The sequence below is a fragment of the Rhizorhapis sp. genome (assembly GCF_035276005.1).
Classification (GTDB): Bacteria; Pseudomonadota; Alphaproteobacteria; order Sphingomonadales; family Sphingomonadaceae; genus Rhizorhapis.
Genome location: NZ_DATEMB010000008.1, coordinates 1 through 15,751 on the forward strand (window position 1 = coordinate 1; position 15,751 = coordinate 15,751).

Genomic DNA, 15,751 nt, shown 5'->3' on the forward strand with positions numbered 1-15,751 from the left:
GCAGGGTGGTGGAGGGGGCTTCCCTCCAGACGCAACATCAAGAGGGGACCCCCCTCCACCACGCCGCTTCGCGTCGCGGTCCCCCTCCCCGTACCGGGGAGGAGCTGAAGGCAGCCGCCCTGGCCCTCCTCCTCGCGGGCACCACAGCCGCCCTGCCCGCTCCGGCCCTGGCGCAGAATGCTTCAAGCGCCGCGCTTTCGGTCAACAACGCGATGCATGGCGGGCAACTCGACGTTCCGCTCAACAAGAGCCAGATCCTGACCGTTGACCGCCCCTTCACCAAGGCGCTGGTAGGCAATCAGGAGATTGCCGACATCCTGCCCATGAGCAACCGCTCGCTCTATGTGCTGGGCAAGAAGATGGGCACGACCAGCCTGACGCTGTATGACAACAAGGGCAATCTGATCGCGGTGGTCGATATCGCCGTCGGGCCGGACGTGGTGGGCCTCCGCCGCCAGCTTTCCGAACTGATGCCGAGCGAAAAGATCGGTGCCCGCATGTCCAATGAGGCAGTGGTGCTGACCGGCACCGTGTCGAGCGCTCCGGCGGTCGACCGGGCGGTGCAGATCGCGCATACCTATGCCGGGGACAAGATCGTCAACATGCTGTCGGTCGGTGCGTCCCAGCAGGTGATGCTGGAAGTGCGCTTTTCCGAAGTCACGCGAAGCGCCGCCAAGCAGATCGGCATCAACAATTCCTTCTTCAGCGACAGCCTGAAATTTGACGGGGGCACCGGCAATGTCTCGCTCCTCGCCGACGAGAATGGCAACGGCGTCATCAATTTCGCCGAGATACTCGATAGTTTTGGAATCGTCAGAGGCTCCTTTGACATCGGCAAGCTGAATATCACCACCGTTCTCGACGCGCTGGAAAAGAAAGGGGTCGTAACGACCCTTGCCGAACCGACGCTGGTCGCGCTTTCGGGTGAGACGGCATCCTTCCTGGCGGGCGGCGAGTTCCCGATCCCGGTAGCGCAGGATGGTGGCTCCGGCAGCGGCGGTGGTAATGGCCGCACGATCACCGTCGAGTTCAAGCCCTTCGGCGTCAGCTTAGGGTTTACGCCGACGGTGCTGGAGGACGGCATCATCAACCTGGTGGTCGAACCGGAGGTCAGCTCCATCGATCCGTCCGCTTCGGTGACCGTGGGCGGCCTGGTCATCCCCGGCCTGCAGACCCGCCGCGCCAGCACCACGCTGGAGCTGCGCGATGGGCAGTCCTTTGCGATTGCGGGCCTGTTGCGAAAGGATTTCCAGGACACGGTACGGCAATTCCCGATCCTGGGCTCGATCCCGATCATTGGGTCGCTGTTCCGCTCCACCGGCTTTCAAAAGGCTGAGACCGAGCTGGTCATCATCGTGACCCCGCGCCTCGTCCAGCCGATGAAGGCGGATCAGGTGAGCCTGCCCACCGACCGCGTGCTGCCGCCGCATGAGCTGGACCTGTTCCTGATGGGCCGGACGGACAAGGCGGTGGGGATCAATCCGCTGAACCCCGACGCAATGCCGCCCGAAGCGCCCAAGGCCCCGGCGGCTCCCGCACCCAAGGCGGGCGAACCGGGGACGGGCTTTTCCGGCCCCAATGGCTATGAGCTTTAAGGGAGAGATGGTGATGACCGAAGCATTCAAATTCACTCGTCATTCCCGCGAAGGCGGGAACCCATCTCCCAACATCACGTCAAGCGGACGGCCCAGGGGATGGATCCCCGCCTTCGCGGGGATGACGAAAGTGGGCCTAGGGATGACGGCAGTAGGGTTGGGCGCCACCCTCCTCACCGCCTGCACTCCCAACGACCCGACCCTGGGCGGCTCGATCCGGCACAATTATGCGCTGCAAGTGATCGACCCCGATCCGCAATATGCAGGCACGCCCAATGAGGGCGGCTCAGGTGACCTCGCCAAGGGAGCGGTGGAACGCTACCGCACCGACAAGGTCAAGAAGGTCAAGACCATCCGCACCACCAGCGGGATCAGCGGCGGCAGCGGCGGTAGCTCAAGATAAGGGAGGCGTGACATGCCGGGCAGCTTGCTTCGCCGATTACTGAAGGCCGAACGCGCCGCAGTAGCGCCGACAATCGGCCTGTCGTTATTTGCGCTCATCGGCGTAGGCGGCATCGCGTTCGACTATGCGCGGCTGGCGGCAATGGACAGCGAGTTGCAGAATGCGGCCGACCAGGCGGCACTGGCGGCGGTGACGCAGTTGGACGGCGAAGACGATGCGATCGCGCGAGCAACAGCGGCAGCCCAAGAACTTATCGCCAACGATACGCGCTTTGCCAATGATGGTCATGAAGATGGCACTGCCATCGGTGTGCCAACACTGACGTTTTACGAAAGCTATGATCAGGAAAATGACGAATTTGGTGACGTCACAACGGACGACGAGGATGCTCGGGTCGTACAGGTGACCGTAGAGGGACGAGAAGCCTTCTACGCACTGACGCCGCTGGTCGACGCCATTAGTTCTGGCGAAATAACGGCGTCGGCTGCCGCCGGGCTTGGTCGAGCAATCTGTAAAGTTCCTCCTTTGATGATCTGCAATCCGAAGCCAAACACGGAATTCAATGCGAACAACTCTCTTCGTGGCTTCGGCATTCAAGTCGTCGGTCAATCAGGCAATGCCTGGGCACCCGGGAACTTCGGCTTCCTTGATGTAGGTCAGGATGATGTTGGCGCGCCGGATTTGCTTTCGGCACTGGCCTATCAGGACCCCACCCTGGATTGCTTGAATGTCGAGAGCAATGATGTTGATCCAGGCGTTACCGCACCCGCCTTCGACGCAATCAACACTCGCTTCGATATTTACAACTTTGGTTCCGGACAAGGATCAACCTTGGGTGCCTGCTGGAGTGGATCTTGCCCAGCAGCCGCAAACGTTGTTAAGGATCTTGTTCGTCCACAAAACGCCAATAATACGGGCCAAGGCTGCAAACTGCACAACCAAGGTTGGCAGTTGCCTTCAAACCAGTTCTCGCCGCAAGCTTACAGTGCCAGTCAAACTGTCAACACGCAAATGGACACCAACGGCGTCGATGCTATGGGTTTGCCGAGAGACAATTGCCACTATACCAGCTACAGTCAAAATTGCCCGGGTGCAAACGCTGACGAGCAGCGTATTGGAGACGGCAATTGGGCCCGTCAGGATTATTTCACAAAATACCATAATTCAACCAAACCCAGCGGTTGGCAGACCATGACCCGCTATGAAACTTATCTTTGGGAACTGGAGTCCGCCACGCCCAGCAACCTTCCCAATAATGTCAGTGCGGGGGGCACCTTACGACAATATGGCGCGCCCCAATGTTCTAGCGGAACACTGGACGCCGACCGTGACCGTAGGTTGGTTACCGTAGCTATTGTCGACAATTGCGCACAACTTAGTGGAACATCGGTTCCCGCCCAGATAGGTAAATGGGTGGACATGTTCCTTGTAGAGCCAGCATTTAACCGTGGAAACGGAGCTACAGGCACAGACGTCTATTTCGAAGTGGTAGCCAACAATACTGTCGTTGGCAACGAAAGTACGGGTTCGCAGGTGATACGCCGCGACGTTCCGTATCTGATCCGGTGATTGCATGAAACCGGCCAGTCTCTTTAGGTTCGCTTCTTGTCGAAACGGAACAGCAGCGGCCGAAATGGCGCTCGTGACGCCGTTTCTTATCGTGTTGATGTTCGGCGCCTTTGAATTGGGAAACTATTTCTTGAGCGAACATGTGGTGGTGAAAGCCGTTCGGGATGGAGCACGGTATGCGGCCCGATTAAATCTTACAAACTATCCCTGCACCGCAGCTTCACCTGACAACATCCCGGGAGGGACGGTAGAACAAGACACACAGAATCTTGTTCGAACCGGCCAAATTGATGATGGAGGAACCGCACGGCTCTCCGGATGGACCGATGGCATAACCACAGTCACGATAACATATGACTGCGTGGCTTCGGACAGCGCTAGCCCGGCTTACTCAGGAATTTATGATGGTTTGGACAATGTGCCGGTCGTTACTGTAGCTGCCTCTGTTCCTTATAGTTCATTATTTACCGATCTAGGTTTCGAGAGCAGTACTTTGTCGCTTAATGCCGAGGCGCAATCAGTGGTGATGGGTATATGACAAATATTCTCATTCACCTGGGACGCGATAAAAAGGCTGCCTCAGCGGCTGAGTTCGCAATGGTTCTGCCACTACTGCTAATATTCTTGCTCGGCATGCTCGACGTTGGCCGATTGATGTGGACCTGGAACAAGGCAGAAAAGGCAACTCAAGCAGGCGTGCGTTATGCCGTCGCGACAAGCATGGTTTCAGGAGAATTATTCGACTATCGCTTTACTGTCGACGGTGGCGTTTCGCAAGGAGATGCTGTCCCGAGTACTACTTTTGACTACCTGATATGTACTGAAGAAAACGACTGCACGGACGACTTAGCTGATGGAACTCCGGCTTGCGAGGGTAGCGCCTGTTCAGAGATAGAAGCAGTGCTTGATACTAATGCATTCGATGGTTTGGTAACCCGGATGCAGGCTTTGTTTCCGGAAATCGAAACCGACAATGTCGTCATCGAATATAAGAACATCGGTCTTGGTTTTGCAGGCGACCCAAACGGAGCTGACGTGTCGCCATTAGTCAAGGTCAGCCTTCAAAACATGACCTTCCACCCCATTACATTCATGCTGTTCAACGGAACCATCACTCTGCCGGATTTCAGCGCCGCCCTGACGATGGAAGACGGGCAAGGCAATGTCTCGAACTAAAGGAACACCCCATGGGCGTAGTCATGAAAGCTGATCAACCGGCGGGCGACTGGATCCTTAATGTGGGTGAGCGTTGCGTTCACCTGATCCTTTCCGAGGCGGAGATTGCGGCGGCGGATGTGCCCGTGGGGGAAGTCGCGGGCTTTTCGGTGGCGCTTACCATGCTGGGCGCGGGATCGGCAGTGCCTTCAGACCTGCTCGCCAAGGCGAAGGGCGTGGTTGTGGAGGTGCAGCCGGGCATGGAGGCGTCCTTGCGGCGGCTCTCCGCGCTTCGGGAGGACTATCCCAAGCTGCCGATCATCGCCGCCGTGCGCGATCCGGAACTGTCGGTTGTGCGAGCCCTGCTAAAGGCCGGGATCGAGGACGTCATCTCCCTCCCCCTCTCCTCGCGGGAGCTGACGGCGGCGCTGACCGAGACAAGGGAGAGGATCGCCCATCTTCATGCGCATGAAGCAAAGGCGGGGCGGCTGATTTCTGTTATAAAAAGCGTCGGCGGGGTGGGCGCGACGACGCTGGCGACGCAGGCGGCCAGCCTGGAAGCGCGGCAGGGCAAGCAGTCGGGGGAGCAGGTTTGCCTGTTCGACCTCGACCTCCAGTTCGGCAACGCGACAACCTTCCTTGGCCTGACGTCGCCCCTTACCCTGACGGACCTGCTGGAAGCGGGGAACCGTGTGGATGCGGACCTGCTCCGCTCGGTCACACTGGAAACGCCGAGCGGGCTGCACCTGGTGCCGGCGCCGGAGGATATTTTCCCGATAGAGGCGGTCAATCCCGAGCAGATCTACCGGGTGATCGATCTTGCCACGCGGGAGTTCGATACGGTGTGGCTCGACCTGCCCGGCAACTGGACCAACTGGTCGCTCTCGCTGGTGGCACGCTCGCAGGTGGTGCTGCTGGTGGTGGAACTTACCATCCCCAGCCTGCGCCAGGCCCGGAGGCAGCTATCGCTGCTGCGCAGCCAGGACATTGACGGAACGCATATACAGGTGGTGGCGAACCGTGTGGAAAAGAAGCTGTTCCGCTCCATCGGCCTTGATGAGGCGCAGGAGGCGCTTGGCCATCCCATCGCCTTCACGATCGCGAACGATTTTCCGCTGGTGAATGCAGCGCTGGATCAGGGCGTGCTGATCGACGACCTTAAATCAAAAAGCAAGGTTTCCAAGGATTTCCGCACCATCGTCGATGGCTGCAAGCAATTGCTGGAAGGCGGGGAATAGGCCATGTGGCAGATCAACAGAAACGGGTCAGCGCGCAAATTGGCGACCGGAGCGGAACGCGCCAGCCTGGAGGGTGCGGACATCGCCGACGGCACGATGATCGACCGCAATACCGACCTGAAGGTCGAATTGCACAAGCGCCTGCTGGACCTCATCAATCTTTCCGCGCTCGACGGCATGTCGCATCAGCAGGTCGAGGTCGAGGTCGGCGAGATCGTTCATGAGCAGCTCGCCCTGCAAAAGCACGCCCTCAATCATGAGGAGCGCAAGCGGCTGGTCTCCGACGTCCTGGACGAACTGCTGGGCCTGGGGCCGCTCGAACCGCTGCTGAAGGACCACAGCATAACGGACATTCTGGTCAACACGCACGACCAGGTATTTGTCGAACGCCACGGCCGGCTGGAGGAAACCCCCACCCGCTTCAAGGATGAAAGGCACCTGCTGCGCATCATTCAGAAGATTGTGGGTGCGGTTGGCCGCCGCATCGATGAATCCTCTCCCTATGTGGACGCCCGGCTTGCCGACGGATCCCGCGTCAATGCCATCATCCCGCCGCTCGCGGTTGACGGGGCGCTGCTCTCCATTCGTAAATTCGCGAAGGTGCCGATCAGCATGGCGCGCCTCGGGGAATTGGGCAGCGTTCCCGCCCCGATGGCGGAAGTGCTGAAGGCGGTTGTCGCGGCGCGGCGCAATGTGCTGATTTCCGGCGGCACAGGTTCGGGCAAGACAACCCTGCTCAATGCCATGTCGGCCTATATCGATGATGCCGAACGGATCGTCACCATCGAGGACTCGGCCGAATTGCAGCTTCAGCAGCGGCACGTCGCCCGTCTCGAAACCCGCCCGCCCAATATCGAGGGCAAGGGCGAAGTGACGCAGCGGGACCTGGTCAAGAATGCCCTGCGCATGCGGCCCGACCGCATCATCGTGGGCGAGGTTCGCGCTGGTGAGGCATTCGACATGCTTCAGGCGATGAATACCGGCCATGACGGCTCCATGACCACGGTGCACGCCAACACCCCACGTGATGCCCTGTCCCGCGTCGAACAGATGATCGGCATGAGCGGCATCGACATCTCATCCAAATCCTCGCGCGGACAGATCGCCTCGGCACTCAATGTCGTGGTCCAGGTTCAGCGCATCGCGGACGGACGGCGCAAGCTGGTGAGCCTCTCGGAAATCACCGGCATGGAAGGCGAAGTCATCACCATGCAGGAAATCTTCCGCTTCCGCATGACCGGCCGCTCCGAAGATGGAACGGTTCTGGGCCACTTCGAAGCCACGGGCATTCGTCCCAAATTCATGAATGAGCTGGCGGACCGGGGCATTTATCTGCCTGCGGACCTGTTCCGGCCTGACGCAAGGATCGAATGATGCTGGGCGGGGGGGATAAGGCGGTCTTGGCCGGCACGGTCGGATCGAGAACGATCCGCGGGTCAAAGGGAGCATATATTTGTCGTCCCTGCGAAGGCAGGGACCCCGCTTCCTTTGGGACACCGTTGAAGAATAGCTGGGTCCCTGCCTTCGCAGGGACGATGGACTGCCGCCAGGAATTGGGGGAGGATCAGAGATGAGCCCGATATTCATCCGCTTCCTGCTGCTGGTGCTGATCTTTGCCGCCGTGATGCTGGCGGTCGAGGGGCTGGTGAGTTGGATCAGCCATCGGCGCGGCACGGGTCAAGCCATCAACAAGCGCCTGAAAATGATCGCGAGCGGCATTGACCGTGGCGTGGTACTGTCCAAGCTGCGCCGGGATCTTGGCGACGACCTGTTCCTGCAACTGGGTCCGATCGGCAAGCTCGGCATGAAGATCGAGCGCATATTGCACGCGACCGGCCTTGGCGTTCCGGCGCGTGCCGTGCTGGTGGGAATCATCGGCGCTACGCTCCTTATCTTCCTTGTCACCATCTTGCTGGCGAGCCTTGGCGGCTACACGCTGGGCATTGGCGTCGTCCTCATGGTGCTGGCCTTTTCCTTCTGCCTGGGCATGGGCCTGCCCCTGATGGTGCTATCGCGGCTGGCGCAGAACCGGCGCAAGAAGATTCAGGAACAGTTCCCGATCGCCCTTGATGTGTTCGTCCGCGGCCTTCGCGCCGGGCACCCGATCGCGGCGGCCCTCGAACTGCTTACCGTCGAGATGCAGGATCCCATCGGCAGCGAGTTCGGCATTGTCGTGGACGAGGTCACCTATGGCGCGGACCTCCGCGACGCGCTGCAGCGGATGGCGGACCGCTGGGGGCTTGAGGACATGCATATGTTCGTGGTCTGCCTGTCCGTACAGAGCGAAACCGGCGGCAATCTCGCCGAAATCCTCGAAAATCTGTCCCAAGTCATTCGCGAGCGGGCGAACCTGTTCATGAAAGTCCGGGCGCTGAGTTCGGAAGGGCGAATGACGGCCATCATCCTGACCGCCCTACCCGTCATGGCCTTTACGGGCCTGTTCCTGCTCAACCCCAAATTCTATCTCGATGTAGCGGGCGAGCCAGCTTTTGTGGCGGGGTTCGCAGGGCTGCTCGCCCTCTATGCCATCGGCTTCATCGCCATCCGCCGCATGATTGATCTGAAGGTTTAGGCCATGTTTGACATCCCACTGACCGGTCTATCCCGCATGGCCTTCCTTACCATCATCTTCCTGGTGGTGATGATGGTGGTCGTGCTGGTGAACAGCATCGTCGTGAACCGGGCTGCGGTCCGCAGGCGGCTGGACAGCATCGCCGAAACCGGGGCTGCGGCCCTGATCCAGGGCGGATCGCTGCGGACGCAGAAAAGCAACAGCGCCTGGGCAAAGCTTGTCGACCATATCGAGAAGCAGGGCATTTCGCTCGTCGACACCAATCAGGACAGCCTGCGCGCGAAAATGATCGCGGCGGGGTATACGTCGAAGGAAGCGCCACGCATCTTCACCCTGATCCGCCTGGTGACCACGCTGCTCTTTCCTGCCGTGCTGGTGATCTCGTCGCTGCTCAGCAGTGAACCGCCCAGTCTCATGAAGCTTTATTTCTTTGGGGCGGCCCTAGCGGTCATGGGGCTTTATTTCCCCAACCTCTTCATCTCGGCCAAGATCGCGCGGCGCCGGGAAGCGATCGTCAACGGCTTTCCCGATGCGCTGGACCTGATGCTGGTCTGTGTCGAGGCGGGCCTGGGGCTGGAAGCAGCATTCGACCGGGTGGGACGCGAAATGTCGCTGCCGCAGCCGCTGGTGGCGGACATGCTGGGCGCGGTCGTGCTGGAAATGCGCGCGGGCCGGGCAAGGGAAGAAGCCTTGCGGCGCATGGCCGATCGCATTCAGGTGGATGAGATCCGGGCCTTTTCGACGCTGCTGATCCAGTCCGAGAAATTGGGGTCCAGCATTGGCCAGACGTTGCGCGTCTATGCCTCGGAAATGCGGGAGAAGCGGCGGCTCCGCGCTGAAGAGAAGGCGCACAGGCTGCCCGTGCTGCTGTCCATTCCGCTCGTCACCTGCATGCTGCCGGTGATGATCGGCGTGCTGATGCTGCCCGCAGTGATCCGCATCCTGCGCGATGTCATGCCATATATGTCGCATTAGGGGGAATGAGGGGGGAGAAATGAAGGCTTTTCTTCTTGGAGCATCCTTAGCGGTGCTGGTGGCCGGTTGCGCTCAAAAAGGCGAGTTGCGCATCACGGCAGTGGGCGAGCAGGCCGTGCAGACGGCGCCCGCCAGCCTCGCAAAGGCCCAATTGCTGCTTAGCCGGGGCGAATATGCTCTGGCGGTGGATGCCTATCGCAAGGCTGTCCGCCTCGATCCTGCCAGTGCTGCCGCCTATAACGGTCTGGCCATTGCTTATGACCAGCTTGGCCGGCATGACCTCAGCCGCCGCAATTATGAGATGGCGCTGGCCCATGCGCCTCATGAAACGAAATATTACCGGAACCTCGCCCGTTCGCTTGAGCGGCAGGGGCTGAAGAACGAGGCCGCCAGAATATTGGCTGAGCTTGACCAAGGCAATGCCCCCGCGGCGGCACGCCAAGCAAGTGGGCTCCGCTCCCTCGCGCAGATCGCCGGCGAAAAAGCGTCGGCTTTTGCCGATGCGGTTGCAGGGTTCGTCGGTCCCCGGCTGGAACGGCTGTCCCTGGGGGAAGTGCTCCTGGCGACGTCCAGCAATGCTCCCCAAAAGCCAGGGCGGTCGATCACCGTGCCGATCCCTGCCCCGGATAAGGAGGAGCAGGAAGCTGAGCTCGCTGCCCGTCCGGGACATTCCGTCACGGTCGCCATACCTGCCGCCGTTCCGGAGGGCACTCGCGAAGTCGCCCAGAAGGGCGCCCAGAATAACGCTGTTCAGTCCGATGAACGCCCTACCGACGTCCCCGTCGCGACCCTCGCCACGAACCGGCCGCTCGAGCCTCGCCTCGACATTTCGAGCCTGATGCTGGCCGCGGCTGCGGATTCTGGTGAGCTTATGGAACTGGCATTTACGCCACCCACGGACTTACCGCAGCCATGCCCCAGTGCGGCTCCCCTTCGCCCGGTCAGCGAATTCGATCTTGTTTCGACCGGCGGAAGCATGAAGGTGTTCACCGGCGATTTCGCACCGCGGCGGCTTGGGGCCCGTGGAAATGCCATCGACCTGCCCCTGCTCTACCCAGCGTCGGCGAACCTGCCTGTCGGGGATGAAAAGGAACAGAACAGCGGCGCCTGCGCGCTCCATTGGGCCAATGCACCCGTGAGCAATGAACTGCTCGTCAGCGCATTATGGTTCGATTGGACCGGGGAGGACGGTGCCGCCTGATGCGTGCAGGATATGGCATTTTGCTCGCGGTGCTGCTGGCCTCCCCGGCCATTGCGCAGGATGAGACCGCCACCACCGACTATGTCCTCATTCGCGAGGCGATTGAGGGAGGACGTCTGGTCCAGGCGCGCGCCATGCTGGGCAGCAGGCGCCTTGCTGAGGGGAATGCCGTCAGCACTGAATTCGATATTGCGAGCGCCGAATTGGCGCTGGCCGAGCATCGGGATGCAGAGGCCCTCGCCGCCTTTGCCGATCTCGACAAGCGAGGCATTGCCGACTGCCGCGCACAGGCGGGTCTTGGCACCGCACTGATGCGCCAGCATTATGCCGCCGACGCCCTGCCACACCTTCGCGAGGCCGCGGAGAAATGTCCCGAGAATTGGCGCACCTGGAACGCGCTCGCCATTGCGCTCGATCTCGCAAGGGATTGGGAGGGCAGCGCGAAAGGCTATGAAACCGCCTTCCGCCTAACCGGTGATCGCGCTTCGGTCATGAACAATTACGGCTTTTCTCTCCTGCTTCAGCGCCGTTTTACCGAAGCGACGCGGCTGTTTGAGGCGGCCCGGAAGGCCGATCCCCGGAACGAACGTTACGCCAATAATGCCGACATCGCCCGAACCATGGCTGGTCAGCCATTGTCGAGCCGCGATGCCGAAGAGCCGACAGAACGGGCGCGGCGTCTCAACAATGCGGGCTATGCCTCACTCCTGGCCGGCAGGACCGATGAGGCAAAAGCCTATTTCAGCCGCTCGCTGCATGCGAGTGACAGCTTCAATCAGCGGGCGAGCGCCAACCTCTCCGCGATTACCGGAGAATAAGCATGGTGTCGCAAATCATATTATATCTGCTTTCAGCTCTGCTGGCCGTCGCCGCATGTCAGGACATTGCAAAGCTGACCATAGCCAACATCTTTCCGATATTGGTCGTGCTGCTCTTTCCCGCCTGGGTGGCGGTAGCGGGACCTGAAGCCGATGTTTGGATGAACGGCGTCAACTTCCTGATAATCCTCATTGTCGGCCTTGTCCTCTTCGCCATGCAATGGCTGGGTGGCGGCGATGTGAAACTGTTTGCCGCTATTGCCCTCTGGTTCGACTTTTCCGGCATCGTCCCACTGGTTTTTTACGTCACCATGTCGGGCGCCGCGCTGACGGTGATCCTGGCGCTCGTGCGGCGGACCGTTCCTGCAGGCATGAGGGACAGGCTGGAATGGGCGATCTTCGACCGGCGCGGCCCCATCCCCTATGGTGTGGCCATTGCGGTGGGGGCAATCCTCTGCATTTTCCTCCAGGGCGTCAATCCGAGCGGACAGGCGAAAATGCCCGGTTACATCGCGGGCAGCGCATTGGGGGTTCAGTAAACCCTAAGGGCTGAGCCTGTCGAAGCTCCTTCTGTAGAGGAAGTAAGCTCTTCGACAAGTTCAGGGCCACGCTGCGCTACACGTCTCCTATCTCACCTGATCCAGTAAAAGCCCGCAACCCGGTCCAATGCCAGCGTCAACACCAGCTTACCTGCCCTGCTGGGCCATTGCAGCGCCTTTTCGGCATGGCCAATGCCTTCTCCGGCGCAAACCACGCGCCACAGGATATCGGAAAGCCCTGGCCCTGCATCGCGAAGCGCGCCATGAAACCTCTCCCGCGCCGATAGCTGCGCCACGGTGGGATCGGGCATGCCGTGCGCCCCCCTACGGCCGCCCGCCGGCGGCGACGCATCCCAGCGCATGGTGACGCGAGGACCAAGGCCCGCCATCTCCCAATCCCGCCTCAGCGTCTCTCCGGCGAGGAACTGCCTGTCGGTCAGGAGCTTGCGCGAACGCAGCCAGAGCAGCGGGGATTCGCCCAGGTGCACCATCACCTTGCGGGCGATACCGTCACCGTCTTTCAATATCTGCTCCACATATTGAGACGTCTGTTCAGGTGCCTGGATCAATTGCGTCATGCCGTTTCCTCCAATGGGTGCGCACAACGCACTTGCCACAACGGCAAATATGTAGGAAAGCCTAAAACCAATTTGGTTACATGGAGCGCGACATGATCACTTGCATCCGCGAAATCCGCAAGGCGAAGGGCCTGACGCTAGAGGATGTGGCGCAGCGATGCGATCCGCCCACGACCGCCCAGACCATTGGGCGACTCGAAACGGGCACCCGCACAGTGTCCGTCGGTTGGCTCAATCGCATTGCAGACGCCTTGGGCGTGCAATCGGCCGATCTCGTCCGCCTTCCAGACCAGAAGACCATACCGGTCGCCGCCTTGCTGGGGCAAAAGGGCGCTCATGCTCCGACCAAGGCGTCAGAGGTCATTCCGCCGCTGCCCTCTCCAGGCCTTATCGCCGTCCGGGTGACGAGCGGCATTGGCGATTATCGCAGCGGCGACGAAATCTGGTGCGAACGCATCCAGCCCGAAGCCTTTGTAAATGCACTTAACCGCGATGTCCTGCTTCCCCGTCCGGCCGGGCGCTTCCTGTTCGGCCGCCTGGTCGGCCGCGAGGACAGCAAGCTGCACGTGGTGCCCCTGGGTGGCGGCATGCGGCAGCAGGTGATCACGGACCCCGCTTGGATGGGTGTCGCTACGAAATTGGTGCGGGGGCTTTAGTTCTGCGGGTCCTTACCCTTTCGACATTGTTCCCGGACACTAGCCGGCCCAATTTCGGTATCTTCGTGGAGCGTCAGACCCGTGAACTGGCGATTCGGCCAGAGGTCGAGCTGACAGTTGTGGCACCGCTCGGACTTCCGCCCGCGCCATTTTCGGCCCTCCGCCGCTACGCTCCATTGGCAAAGCTTCCCCAGCAAGAAGAATGGCGGGGGCTGCAGCTTTATCGCCCTCGCTTCCCGATCATCCCAGTCATTGGCGGCCGTTTTCATCCAGGCAGCATTGCCCGGTCCGTCCTGCCATTAGTCCGCAGCCTTCATGAGGTACGGCCCTTTGATGTGATCGACGCCAGCTTCTTTTATCCCGATGGCCCCGCAGCCATGATGCTGGCGCGCGCCCTTTCCATTCCCTTTTCCATCAAGGCGCGCGGAGCGGACATCCATCATTGGGCGCGCAAGCGATCCACCGCGCCGATGATCCGTGCCGCCGCCGATGCCGCGTCGGGTCTCCTCGCCGTGTCGCAGGCGCTCCGCAATGACATGATCGCCATCGGCATGGATGGAGCGAAGATCAAGGTGCACTATACAGGCGTCGATCTTGACCGCTTCTTTCCCACGCCGGACAGGATCGCGGCGAAGGCGGGACTGGGCCTTTCCGCCGACGTGGTCATCAGCGTGGGCGCTCTCATCCCGCGAAAGGGGCAGGGCCTGCTGATCCGCGCTCTCCCGTTGCTGCCGAGCGTAACGCTGCTGCTGGCGGGCGAAGGCCCTGCGCGGAAGGGCTATGAGCAACTGGCTCATCAGTTGAACGTAGCCGGTCGCGTCCGCTTTCTTGGTAGCGTTCCGCACGAAAAATTGCCGCAGCTTCTGGCAGCCGCAGACGTGATGGCGCTTCCCTCATCCTCCGAAGGGCTCGCGAACGCCTGGGTGGAAGCGCTCGCCTGCGGCACGCCCCTCGTAATCAGCGACGCGGGCGGCGCGAAAGAGCTCGTGGATCGTCCGGCGGCGGGCCGCATCGTGGCGCGAGAGCCCAAAGCCATCGCCGACGCCATAGGCGAGTTGCTCCGCGATCCTCCCGATCCATCGGCAGCAAGAGCAAGCGCCCTCCGCTTTACCTGGCAAGCCAATGGCGATACGCTGCTGGCGCATCTCCTGGAAATAATAGGGTCCATAAGACCCTGCAACGACTCATCCCCATCGTCCCTGCGCAGGCAGGGACCCGCTTCTCTTCGACAGGGTTTTGAGAAATAGCGGGCCACCTGCCCGCGCAGGAACGACGCGTCATTTTTCAAGGGAAGAAAAGACCAACAACCCTATCCCAAGCCCTATCCCTTGCCAAAATGTTCTCTATATGTTCTATTGCTCCCATGGCGAGAATTGACGGACGCGGTGCGACTCGCAACGGGACCAGCACGAGATTTGGCCTTCCTGAGCGGGAACAGGACGGTGATTGGCTGGACGCGCGGGAGGACGTTGATGGTTCTCCGCCCAAGCTCCGCACGACCGTAATGATTGAGCATCCCAAGACCATCCTTGCCCGCAACGGCTCCCCCGACATCGCCTTCGACCGGTCGATCAACGCCTATCGCGGGTGCGAGCATGGCTGCATCTACTGTTTTGCCCGGCCGACCCATGCCTTTCATGACCTTTCACCTGGCATCGATTTTGAAAGCAAGCTGTTCGCCAAGCCCGATGCGCCAAAGCTGCTACGGGCTGAACTTTCGAAGCGCGGATATCGCCCCGCTCCCATCGCCATGGGCACCAATACCGATCCCTATCAGCCAATCGAGAAGGACTGGCGGATCACCCGCGATTGCATCAGCATCTTGCGGGATTGCCGTCATCCGTTGATCATCACAACCAAGTCGGATCGCGTGCTTCGGGACCTCGACCTGCTCAGCGACATGGCGAAGGACGGCCTGGTCGCAATCGGTATTTCGGTGACATCTCTCGACCCGCGCATTGCCCGAACCCTTGAACCACGCGCGCCCCGCCCCGCAAAAAGGCTGGAAGCCATACGGCAGATCGCGGCTGCCGGCATACCCGCCCATGTCAATGTGGCTCCAGTGATCCCCGCCATCACCGATCATGAGATGGAAAATATATTGGAAGCCGCCGCTCTGGCAGGAGCCAGTAGCGCGTCCTTCATCATTGTCCGGTTGCCGTACGAAGTGGCGCCGCTGTTCAGAGCTTGGTTGGAGGAGCATTTTCCGGACCGGAACGCCAAGGTCATGGCTATTATCAACGATATACGCGGCGGTCGTGACAATGATCCTCAATTCGGATCGCGAATGCGGGGGCACGGCGTCTGGGCGGAACTGCTGAAAACCCGGTTTCGCAAAGCCTGCATCCGGTATGGGCTCAATATGGCCGAGCGGCTGCGTCTCCGAACCGACCTTTTTCGCCCACCGCCCGGAGATCAAATGGAATTGTTCTAATGGAACTGACTTGGCTGA

16 protein-coding genes are annotated in these 15,751 nt (G+C 60.7%); 15 read left to right on the forward strand and 1 reads right to left on the reverse strand.

What is annotated here, in order from left to right; translation table 11 throughout:
• Positions 1 to 5 precede the first annotated feature (5 nt).
• The 12 genes from VJS46_RS02465 to VJS46_RS02520 all read left to right on the forward strand — a co-directional run bounded on the left by VJS46_RS02465 (position 6) and on the right by VJS46_RS02520 (position 12,065).
• A complete protein-coding gene (locus VJS46_RS02465) occupies positions 6 to 1,595 on the forward strand; it encodes a type II and III secretion system protein family protein (RefSeq protein ID WP_324057897.1) in 1,590 nt (529 codons plus the stop codon).
• A gap of 13 nt (positions 1,596 to 1,608) precedes the next feature.
• A complete protein-coding gene (locus VJS46_RS02470) occupies positions 1,609 to 1,998 on the forward strand; it encodes a hypothetical protein (protein ID WP_324057762.1) in 390 nt (129 codons plus the stop codon).
• 12 nt (positions 1,999 to 2,010) lie between these two features.
• Positions 2,011 to 3,567: a pilus assembly protein TadG-related protein gene (locus VJS46_RS02475; protein WP_324057763.1), complete on the forward strand. Its 1,557-nt coding sequence runs from the start codon at positions 2,011 to 2,013 to the stop codon at positions 3,565 to 3,567.
• Between the two features lie 4 nt (positions 3,568 to 3,571).
• Positions 3,572 to 4,105 carry a TadE/TadG family type IV pilus assembly protein gene (locus VJS46_RS02480; RefSeq protein ID WP_324057764.1) on the forward strand — a complete coding sequence of 178 codons (534 nt, stop codon included), beginning with the start codon at positions 3,572 to 3,574 and terminating at the stop codon, positions 4,103 to 4,105.
• Complete coding sequence (locus tag VJS46_RS02485) at positions 4,102 to 4,743, forward strand: TadE/TadG family type IV pilus assembly protein (protein ID WP_324057765.1); 642 nt, start codon at positions 4,102 to 4,104, stop codon at positions 4,741 to 4,743. The genes VJS46_RS02480 and VJS46_RS02485 overlap by 4 nt, the downstream gene beginning before the upstream one ends.
• A gap of 23 nt (positions 4,744 to 4,766) precedes the next feature.
• A complete protein-coding gene (locus VJS46_RS02490; RefSeq protein WP_324057766.1) occupies positions 4,767 to 5,960 on the forward strand; it encodes an AAA family ATPase in 1,194 nt (397 codons plus the stop codon).
• Between the two features lie 96 nt (positions 5,961 to 6,056).
• Complete coding sequence (locus tag VJS46_RS02495; RefSeq protein ID WP_414707956.1) at positions 6,057 to 7,334, forward strand: CpaF family protein; 1,278 nt, start codon at positions 6,057 to 6,059, stop codon at positions 7,332 to 7,334.
• Between the two features lie 196 nt (positions 7,335 to 7,530).
• Entirely contained in the window at positions 7,531 to 8,532 is a 1,002-nt protein-coding gene (locus VJS46_RS02500) for a type II secretion system F family protein (RefSeq protein WP_324057768.1), read from the forward strand.
• A 3-nt stretch (positions 8,533 to 8,535) separates the two neighbouring features.
• Positions 8,536 to 9,507, forward strand: a complete 972-nt coding sequence (locus tag VJS46_RS02505) for a type II secretion system F family protein (protein ID WP_324057769.1) — start codon at positions 8,536 to 8,538, stop codon at positions 9,505 to 9,507.
• A 19-nt stretch (positions 9,508 to 9,526) separates the two neighbouring features.
• Complete coding sequence (locus VJS46_RS02510) at positions 9,527 to 10,708, forward strand: tetratricopeptide repeat protein (RefSeq protein WP_324057770.1); 1,182 nt, start codon at positions 9,527 to 9,529, stop codon at positions 10,706 to 10,708.
• On the forward strand, positions 10,708 to 11,526 hold the full coding sequence (locus VJS46_RS02515) for a hypothetical protein (protein WP_324057771.1): 819 nt from the start codon (positions 10,708 to 10,710) through the stop codon (positions 11,524 to 11,526). The genes VJS46_RS02510 and VJS46_RS02515 overlap by 1 nt, the downstream gene beginning before the upstream one ends.
• Positions 11,527 to 11,528: 2 nt before the next feature.
• On the forward strand, positions 11,529 to 12,065 hold the full coding sequence (locus VJS46_RS02520) for an A24 family peptidase (protein WP_324057772.1): 537 nt from the start codon (positions 11,529 to 11,531) through the stop codon (positions 12,063 to 12,065).
• Between the two features lie 92 nt (positions 12,066 to 12,157).
• On the opposite strand, the gene VJS46_RS02525 is transcribed toward VJS46_RS02520, so the two are convergent.
• Complete coding sequence (locus VJS46_RS02525; protein ID WP_324057773.1) at positions 12,158 to 12,643, reverse strand: DUF6456 domain-containing protein; 486 nt, start codon at positions 12,641 to 12,643, stop codon at positions 12,158 to 12,160.
• A 92-nt stretch (positions 12,644 to 12,735) separates the two neighbouring features.
• Between VJS46_RS02525 and VJS46_RS02530 the strand changes: the two genes are divergently transcribed.
• From VJS46_RS02530 to VJS46_RS02540, 3 genes are all read left to right on the forward strand, one after another.
• Positions 12,736 to 13,299, forward strand: coding sequence for a helix-turn-helix transcriptional regulator (locus tag VJS46_RS02530; RefSeq protein WP_324057774.1), 564 nt, complete (start codon positions 12,736 to 12,738; stop codon positions 13,297 to 13,299).
• The gene (locus tag VJS46_RS02535; protein WP_324057898.1) at positions 13,281 to 14,546 is read left to right on the forward strand and encodes a glycosyltransferase; all 1,266 of its coding nucleotides are present in this window, start codon (positions 13,281 to 13,283) and stop codon (positions 14,544 to 14,546) included. The genes VJS46_RS02530 and VJS46_RS02535 overlap by 19 nt, the downstream gene beginning before the upstream one ends.
• 116 nt (positions 14,547 to 14,662) lie before the next feature.
• Positions 14,663 to 15,733 (forward strand): PA0069 family radical SAM protein, encoded by a 1,071-nt coding sequence (locus VJS46_RS02540; RefSeq protein ID WP_324057775.1) that lies wholly within the window; start codon positions 14,663 to 14,665, stop codon positions 15,731 to 15,733.
• The last annotated feature ends 18 nt before the right edge of the window (positions 15,734 to 15,751 follow it).